A 7986-nucleotide genomic window follows, 5' to 3' on the forward strand; every position below is an offset into this window, starting at 1 on the left:
GCCATGCAAAACGTCTCGCCGTCAGCAGCCCGTCGAGCAATCCTCGTGCGCCGTTTCGATTTGCACGGTGGCGTGGCCGATGCGGAAATCGTGTTCCAGTTCGTGCGCCAGTTCGCGCAGGAAGGCGTCGCCCGGGTGGCCCGAGGGGATGACGAGGTGCGTCGTCAACGCGGTCTCGGTCGTGCTCATCGGCCAGATGTGCAAGTCGTGGACCGCTTCCACGCCCGGCTGCGCGGCCAGAAATGTCCGGACGCCGGCCTCGTCGATGCCCGGCGGCACGCCGAGCAGGCCCAGCTTCATCGAATCCTTGAACAGGCGCCACGATGATATCCCGATCACCGCCACGATCACCAGGCTGGTCACCGGATCGATCCAGGCACGCCCGGTTAGCGTGATCAGGAAGCCCGCGCCCACCACGCCCGCCGATACCAGCGCGTCGCTCGCCATATGAAGGAATGCGCCGCGCATGTTGATATCGTGCTTGCGGCCGGCAACGAACAGCAGCGCGGTCAGCGTGTTGATCACGATCCCCGCTGCGGCGACTGCCATCATCACCCCGCCTTCGACCGGCTGCGGGTGAACCAGCCGTTGCACCGCTTCGAACAGGATCGCGCCCACTGCCATCAGCAACAACGCCGCGTTGGCGAGCGCGGCCAGGATCGAGCTGGACTTGAAGCCGTACGTGAACCGCTGGGTCGCCGGCCGCGCAGCGAACACGGTCGCGGTCCAGGCGATGACCAGGCCCAGCACGTCGGACAGATTGTGCCCGGCGTCGGCCAGCAGGGCCATCGACCCGGTGGCCAGGCCGAAGCCGCCTTCGATCACCACGAACCCGGCGTTGAGCACGATCCCCAGCGCGAAGATGCGGCCGAAGCTGGCCGGCGCATGATGGTGCCCGTGACCATGCCCAGGTCCGTGCCCGTGTCCGTGCCCGTGTCCGTCGTGTGCGTGCGGCGCGTGGCCGGAGTGATCGTGACCCATGCCGGGCGCTTACCCCAGCCGGTGGGGCGGCGCCAGCTATGCCGCGCTGCAACAAATACCCCGGACGTGGCATCCGGGCAACACCGGGGCAGACATTACTGAATTGTCAGGATTCTGCGCAATTTTCGAACAGGATCGACGTCCAAATCGTACAAGTCTTGCTCCGGTCACAATTTGCCCGTCGCGGCGGTTACATGCTGTCACGAATTTGTCTCCATTGTGCCGTTTGGGGAGAGCGACGCACCGATCTAGACACGGTGACTGATGTGGGCGGCGAATCGGTCTGCTCCCACGTCGGCGCACCGCAGACCATGCGTCTTGCCGAGTTTCAGCCGGGCTTGCCCGGCGCACAGATGGGGATTTTCAATGCAGCTCAAGTTCCTACTCGCAGTTGGCGTAGCCGCCCTGCCGCTCGCCATTGGCATTGCATCGCCGGCCATGGCGCAGTCGACCGGTTCGATCGAATTCGAAAAGCAGATCGTGGTCACCGGCTCGCGCGGCAACGTGCAGCAGGTCGGCGGCGTGTCTTCGCCCGATACGGCCAAGGCCAAGGCGGTCCTGACGCAGGAAAACATCCAGCACCAGAACCCCGGCCAGTCGATCCTCGACACCATCAACCAGGTTCCGGGCGTCAGCTTCCAGAACAACGATGCGTACGGTTCGGCCGGCGGCACGCTAAACATCCGCGGTTTCGATTCGACGCGCATCAGCCTGACCTTCGACGGCGTTCCGCTGAACGATTCGGGCAACTATGCCATCTTCTCGAACCAGCAGGTCGATCCCGAACTGATCGAGCAGGTCAACGTGAACCTGGGCACGACCGACGTCGACAGTCCGACTGCGTCGGCCGCTGGCGGCACCGTCAACTTGCGCACCAAGAACCCCGATCACGATTTCGGCGCGATGCTGTCGCTTTCGGCCGGTGAATTCAACTTCATGCGCGGCTTCGCCAAGATCGAAACCGGCGATCTCACGCATGGTGGAATCCGCGCCTGGGTTTCGGCCAGCCGCGGCACAAACAACGTGCCGTTCAACGGTTACGGCAAGGTCGACAAACAGCAGTACAACGGCAAGCTCTATGTGCCGCTGAGCGGCAGCGATTTCATCACGATCGCCGGCCACTACAACCAGAACCGCAACAACTTCTTCGGCTCGCTGCCGCTGCGCAACGACACCACCCGCGTCCAGAGCGGCGTGACCGTGCCGCGCATCGTCGGCCCGAATGCCAACAATCGCTTCCCTGCCAACATCGACGAAGCGTTCTACAAGATCAACTTCCCGTGCCAGGTTGCGGCTGCCACCCCGGGTGTTGCAGACGCTCCCGCTGCTGCTCCCAACACCGATTCGGCAGTGTGCGGCACCGAGTTCGATCGGCGCTTCAACCCATCGAACACCGGCAACATCCGCCTGACCTCTCGCTTCACGCTGGCTGACAAGCTGGTGCTGACGATCGACCCGAGCTACCAGTACGTGAAGGCCAACGGTGGCGGCACCGTCACCGCCAACGAAGGCCTGCGCGATATCAACCCCGCCAACGGCACCGCTGCACCGCAAGGCACCAGCGTCGCCAACCCAACTTGCAAGCAGGTGATCACGAGCGCCAACAACACCTGCGTTGCCGGTTACTTCGCCGGTACGCCGTTCGCAGGCCGTGACCTCAACGGCGATGGCGACACACTGGACACGGTCACCGTGATCGCCCCCAGCCAGACGCAGACGCGCCGCTTCGCCGTCACCGCCAGCCTGCGTTATGAAATCAACCCCGAGAACACGGTCCGCCTGGCGTATACCTGGGACCGTGCGCGTCACCGCCAGACCGGCGAAGTCGGCCTGGTCGGCCAGAACGGCACACCGCTCGACGTGTTCCCGGTCAACAGCCCGGTCACCGATGTGAACGGCACCGCGCTGCAGAAGCGCGATCGCCTGTCGTTCGCGATCCTGCACAAGTTCGCGGCCGAATATCGCGGTGAATTCTTCGACCGCAAGCTGACCGTGAACCTCGGCGCGTCGCTGCCGTTCTTCATCCGCAATCTGAACAACTACTGCGCCACCTCGTCGGCCGGTGGCTTCGTGGAATGCACCGGCCAGAACGCCGCGCTGAACACGCAGTTGACCACGTTGAACCCCTACAGCTTCAACGCCACCACCAACACCGTCACCGGGTTCTCGCCGCCGCAGGCACGCCGCCTGACGTATCGCAAGTTCCTGCCGAGCGTGGGTCTGGTGTTCAAGCCCATCGACAACATCAGCCTGTTCGCCAACTACTCGAAGAACATTTCGGTGCCCGGCACCGACAGCCTCTACAACTCGTTCTACTATCCCGTCGGCACCTCGCAGGCGACTCCGGTGGCCGAAACCACCGACAACTACGACGTGGGCGTGCGCTATCGTTCAGGCATGATCCAGGGCGAATTGTCGGGCTTCTACAACCAGTACAAGAACCGCCTGGCCACCGCGTACGACCCTGTTCTCGACGTCAACGTCATCCGCAACCTGGGTTCGGTCAAGAAGTACGGCGTGGACGGCTACATTTCGATCCAGCCGATCAAGCAGTTCCAGTTCTACGCGTTCGGCAGCTACCTGAAGTCGGAAATCCGCGACAACATCGAGATCGGCAAGAACACCGATGGCAGCTCGATCGTCGCGCTGACCGCGGGCAAGCGCGAATCGGGTGCTCCGGTTTCGACGCTCGGTTTCTCGGGCCGCGCCACGCTCGGTGCGTTCCAGATCGGCCTTCTCGCCAAGCGCACCGGCCCGCGCTTCATCTACGACACCAACGAAGCGACCTTCACCGGTGCGTTCATCCCGTCGGGCGCCAAGACCAGCACCAACGGAACCCCGGTTGTCCCGGTTGCTTCCACCCCGGTGCAGATCTACGGCGCGAAGGCTCCGGCTTACTGGCTGGCCAGCCTCGATGCCCGGCTCAGCCTTTCGGCGATCGGGTTGAACGACAAGAGCTTCATCCAGCTCAACGTCTACAACCTGTTCAACCAGTTCTATGTCGGTGGTGTTTCGTCGGGCCTGATCCAGACCAACACCTACAGCAAGATCACGGGTACGTCGGCTTACGGCGCCCCCGGCTTCGCCCAGATCGGCGCACCGCGCACGATCAGCGGCACGGTGGTTTTCGCGTTCTGATCCACTCGATCAGCGCCACTTGAAAAGGGCGGGGAGGGCGAAAGCTTTCCCTGCCCTTTTCATGTCCGCTTACTGGTAGATGCAATCGTCGAAATCGCCGCGCACCGTGCCCACGCCCGCGGCGATGGCGTTGCCGTGGCGGCGAGTGAAGCCGCGCGCGTTGGTGACCGAGCGCTTCCTGGGGCTGGGCAATGCGGCCGCGATCCGCGCGGCTTCCACCGCGGTCAACTGCGCTGCAGACTTGTTGTAGTAGCGTTGCGCCCCCGCTTCGGCGCCATACGTGCCGATCCCGGTTTCGGCGACGTTGAGGTACACCTCCATGATCCGCCGCTTTCCCCACACGTTTTCGATCAGCACGGTGAACCAGGCTTCCAGCCCCTTGCGCAGATATCCGCCGCCTTGCCACAGGAACACGTTCTTGGCGGTCTGCTGGCTGATCGTCGATCCGCCGCGGATGCGCCCGCCCTGCTGGTTGCGTTCGAACGCCTGCTCGATCGCCTCGCGGTCGAAGCCCTTGTGGCTGCAGAACTTTCCGTCCTCACCCGCGATCGCGGCATCGACCATGTTGCGGCTGATGTCGCTGAGCGGGGTCCAGTCCTTGTCGAAGCCCTTGGGATCGAGCAGCATCGTCCAGGTGACGGGCACCGGCACGACCTTGTAGACCACCACCATCACCACGCTGCCGATCAGGAACACCGCGACCAGGCTGGCCGACCAGCGCACCAGCCACCACAGCACCCCGCTGCGGCGGCGCTTTTGCGGGGCGGGGGTGAAGCGTTCGTTGCGCAAGTTGTCGAGCATGGGCCTTGGTAACCCGCCCGCGCGCCGCCGCGCAAGGTGCGCTCGCCCAGCGGGCTTCCCAGTCCGACGTACGCAGTCTAGGACAAGCGCGATGAAAACGGCTTATCGCATGCACTTTCGTCTTGCCGCACTTGCCATGCTGCTGCTCTCTGTCCCTGCCTACGCCGAAGATCGCGACTTCTGCGCAGACCGCCCCGGGTTCGATACGCCACCGTGCACGCTTGCGCCCGGCGTAGTCATGGTCGAAACCGGGCTGGCGGCGATTGCGCACACCAGCGGCGGCGGCGCCATCGACGATACGCTGACCTTCGGCGACACGCTGATCCGCGTGGGTGTGGCGCAAAGCGCCGAGATCGAAGTGGGCCTGACCAGCTACATCCGCGATCGCCAGCGCGATGCCAGCGGGATCAGCACAACGCGTGGCGTGGGCGACATGGTGGTGGCAGTGCGGCGCGGGATTGCGGGGCCCAACGGACCGGTCGCGCTCCACGCTTACGTCACGCTGCCCACCGGCAAGGCCGGTATCGGCGCGGGTGATTGGGGTGCCGGGCTGATCGTGCCGATGCAGTTCGATCTTGGCCAGAAGTTCCAGCTCGCGCTTAGCCCCGAGATCGATGCAGCGGTCAACGCCAGCGGCCGCGGCCGCCACGTGCAGTACGGCAGTGCGATAAGCCTGTCGCACCCGTTGTCCAAGGCGCTCGGCCTCACCGGCGAACTGGCCGCATTCCGCAACGAGGAGCCCACCGGGCACGAAACCGTGGCGCAAGCGGCGGCATCGCTGGCTTGGCAAGTGGCGAAAGAGTGGCAGCTCGATTTCGAGGGTGATGCCGGGTTGTCGAAAGCCGCGCCCGACTATCAGTTCAAACTGGGCTTCGCGCACCGGTTCCGCTGAACGAAAAGGGGCGCCCGCAATGCGAGCGCCCCCCGTAATCCAGCAATCCGGCGCAAATTACATCGTCGGCATCATGTATTTCTCGCCGGCAATGCGCTGCATCGCCTTCTGCAGCTTTTCGAAGGCGCGCACTTCGATCTGCCGGACGCGTTCGCGGCTGACGTGATAGACCTGGCTCAGTTCCTCAAGCGTCTTAGGTTCATCGACCAGCCGGCGATCGGTCAGGATGTGCTTTTCGCGATCGTTCAGCCCTTCCATCGCTTCGACCAGCATGTCGTGGCGCATCGATGCTTCTTCGGCGTCGGCAACGGTTGAATCCTGCAACGGGCGATCATCGACCAGCCAGTCCTGCCACTGCCCGGCGCCTTCTTCATCACCGCGCAGCGATACGTTGAGGCTGGCATCGCCACCCATCATCATCCGCCGGTTCATGTTGACCACGTCGACCTCGGGCACGCCCAGGTCGGTCGCGATCTTTTTCACATCGTCGGGGTGCAGATCGGTGTCCTCGAATGCTTCGAGGTTCTTCTTCATCCGGCGCAAGTTGAAGAACAGCTTCTTCTGGCTGGCGGTGGTGCCCATTTTCACGAGCGACCATGACCGCAGGATGAATTCCTGCATCGAAGCCTTGATCCACCACATCGCGTACGTCGCGAGGCGGAAGCCGCGTTCGGGGTCGAATTTCTTGACGCCCTGCATCAGGCCGATGTTGCCTTCGGAGATCAGTTCGCTGACCGGCAGGCCATAGCCGCGGTAGCCCATCGCGATCTTGGCGACGAGCCGCAGGTGGCTGGTGACCAGCTGCGCGGCCGCTTCGGGGTCCTGGTGTTCCTGGAACCGGCGGGCAAGCATGTACTCTTTCTCGGCGGTGAGCACCGGGAACTTGCGGATTTCGGAAAGGTAACGGTTCAGCCCGGCTTCGCCGCCAACTGCGGGGAGGGTGCTGCGCTTCTTGGCCTCACTCACGATGCTTCGTCCTTCCTGTTGCGGTCGATACCCGCCCCGTTCTCCGGGCTGCCGACCCCTGCTGGGCGTCTTGCGGCGGGATCACCTGGTTCATTCGTTTCAATATCACAATGCGTCACACTGAACCGCGCAATTCTACTATCAGTTCCCCAAGATCGACCGGCGTCGTTGCGCGGAACGAAACGCGATCCCCCGAAATCGGGTGAACGAACCCCAACACGGCGGCATGAAGCGCCTGTCGGTGGAAACCGAGTCGCGTGATGAGGGGGCGGAGTCGTTGCGGGGTTCGGGCATAGACAGGATCCCCCAGTAGCGCATGACCAATTGATGCAAGGTGAACGCGCACCTGGTGAGTCCGCCCGGTCTCGAGCCGGCATTCGACCAGCGCGGCGCCGCCCAATGCGGGCGCGAGTGTTTCGAGCACCTTGTAATGCGTAACCGCGTGCTTGCCGCGTTGGTGGCTTTGGCCTTCGGGGACGAGTGCCATCTTCTTGCGATCGCGCGGATCGCGCGCAATCGTGCCGCGCACCGTGCCAGCCGCCGGGATCGGCACGCCCGCCGTCACCGCAAGATAGGCGCGCTCGATCGAATGGTCGGCGAACTGGCGCGCAAGCCCTTCGTGCGCGGCGTCGGTCTTGGCCACGACCAGCAGCCCCGATGTGTCCTTGTCGATGCGGTGGACGATGCCGGGCCGCGCGACTCCACCGATGCCCGAAAGATTGCCCCGGCAATGGTGCAGCAGCGCGTTGACCAGCGTGCCATCTAGGTTGCCCGCAGCCGGATGGACGACCAACCCCGCCGGCTTGTCGACCACGATCAGGTAGTCATCCTCGTAGGCGATCGAAAGCGGGATGTCCTGCGGCTGCGCTGCGGCGGGGGTCGCTTCGGGCACCGCGATGCGCCAGGCGGTGCCGGGTGCGGGCTTGGCCGAGGCGCTGCGTGCTGGCGCGCCGGCGAGTTGGACCTGGCCGGCTTCGATCAACGCCTTGATTCGCTCGCGCGACAGGCCCGAGACCTCGCTCAACGCCTTGTCGAGGCGTGCGGGCGCGGCCGCGCCGTCAGCGGACGCGATCACGCCTTGCAGTATCGTCACATTTGCCCCCATATTCACCAAGATGGGTAGCGAATTGATCGTGACAAGATCCGTGCTGGCAGCGCTGATCGAGGCTGCCGCGGGCGCCGCGCCGAAGGAAGCGTGCGGGTTGCTG

General features: G+C 64.2%; 6 protein-coding genes. 2 read left to right on the forward strand and 4 right to left on the reverse strand.

Annotated features, from left to right (window positions below; all coding sequences use genetic code 11):
• Positions 1–21: 21 nt before the first annotated feature.
• The gene (locus Q0R16_RS09155) at positions 22–981 is read right to left on the reverse strand and encodes a cation diffusion facilitator family transporter (RefSeq protein WP_295635336.1); all 960 of its coding nucleotides are present in this window, start codon (positions 979–981) and stop codon (positions 22–24) included.
• 438 nt (positions 982–1419) lie between these two features.
• Between Q0R16_RS09155 and Q0R16_RS09160 the strand changes: the two genes are divergently transcribed.
• Positions 1420–4119, forward strand: a complete 2700-nt coding sequence (locus Q0R16_RS09160) for a TonB-dependent receptor (protein WP_295635339.1) — start codon at positions 1420–1422, stop codon at positions 4117–4119.
• A 69-nt stretch (positions 4120–4188) separates the two neighbouring features.
• Here the strand turns inward: Q0R16_RS09160 and mtgA are convergent, their stop codons facing one another.
• Complete coding sequence (gene mtgA, locus Q0R16_RS09165; protein ID WP_295635342.1) at positions 4189–4920, reverse strand: monofunctional biosynthetic peptidoglycan transglycosylase; 732 nt, start codon at positions 4918–4920, stop codon at positions 4189–4191.
• Positions 4921–5011: 91 nt separating this feature from the next.
• Here mtgA and Q0R16_RS09170 point away from each other — a divergent pair, with 91 nt between their 5' ends.
• Positions 5012–5812 carry a transporter gene (locus Q0R16_RS09170; protein ID WP_295635345.1) on the forward strand — a complete coding sequence of 267 codons (801 nt, stop codon included), beginning with the start codon at positions 5012–5014 and terminating at the stop codon, positions 5810–5812.
• Between the two features lie 57 nt (positions 5813–5869).
• Here the strand turns inward: Q0R16_RS09170 and rpoH are convergent, their stop codons facing one another.
• Together rpoH and Q0R16_RS09180 are read right to left on the reverse strand one after the other, a co-directional pair.
• Positions 5870–6778, reverse strand: coding sequence for an RNA polymerase sigma factor RpoH (gene rpoH, locus Q0R16_RS09175; RefSeq protein WP_295635348.1), 909 nt, complete (start codon positions 6776–6778; stop codon positions 5870–5872).
• Positions 6779–6893: 115 nt separating this feature from the next.
• Positions 6894–7883 carry an RluA family pseudouridine synthase gene (locus tag Q0R16_RS09180; RefSeq protein WP_295635351.1) on the reverse strand — a complete coding sequence of 330 codons (990 nt, stop codon included), beginning with the start codon at positions 7881–7883 and terminating at the stop codon, positions 6894–6896.
• Positions 7884–7986 lie beyond the last annotated feature (103 nt).

Source organism: Novosphingobium sp. (assembly GCF_025351285.1).
In the GTDB taxonomy this organism is placed as follows: Bacteria; Pseudomonadota; Alphaproteobacteria; order Sphingomonadales; family Sphingomonadaceae; genus Novosphingobium.

What these genes read in the sequence shown, in the direction of transcription:
- Q0R16_RS09155 (WP_295635336.1), bottom strand. Translation starts at nt 981, where the DNA reads ATGGGTCACGATCACTCCGGCCACGCGCCGCACGCACACGACGGACAC.
- Q0R16_RS09160 (WP_295635339.1), top strand. Translation starts at nt 1,420, where the DNA reads ATGGCGCAGTCGACCGGTTCGATCGAATTCGAAAAGCAGATCGTGGTC.
- mtgA (WP_295635342.1), bottom strand. Translation starts at nt 4,920, where the DNA reads ATGCTCGACAACTTGCGCAACGAACGCTTCACCCCCGCCCCGCAAAAG.
- Q0R16_RS09170 (WP_295635345.1), top strand. Translation starts at nt 5,012, where the DNA reads ATGAAAACGGCTTATCGCATGCACTTTCGTCTTGCCGCACTTGCCATG.
- Q0R16_RS09180 (WP_295635351.1), bottom strand. Translation starts at nt 7,883, where the DNA reads ATGGGGGCAAATGTGACGATACTGCAAGGCGTGATCGCGTCCGCTGAC.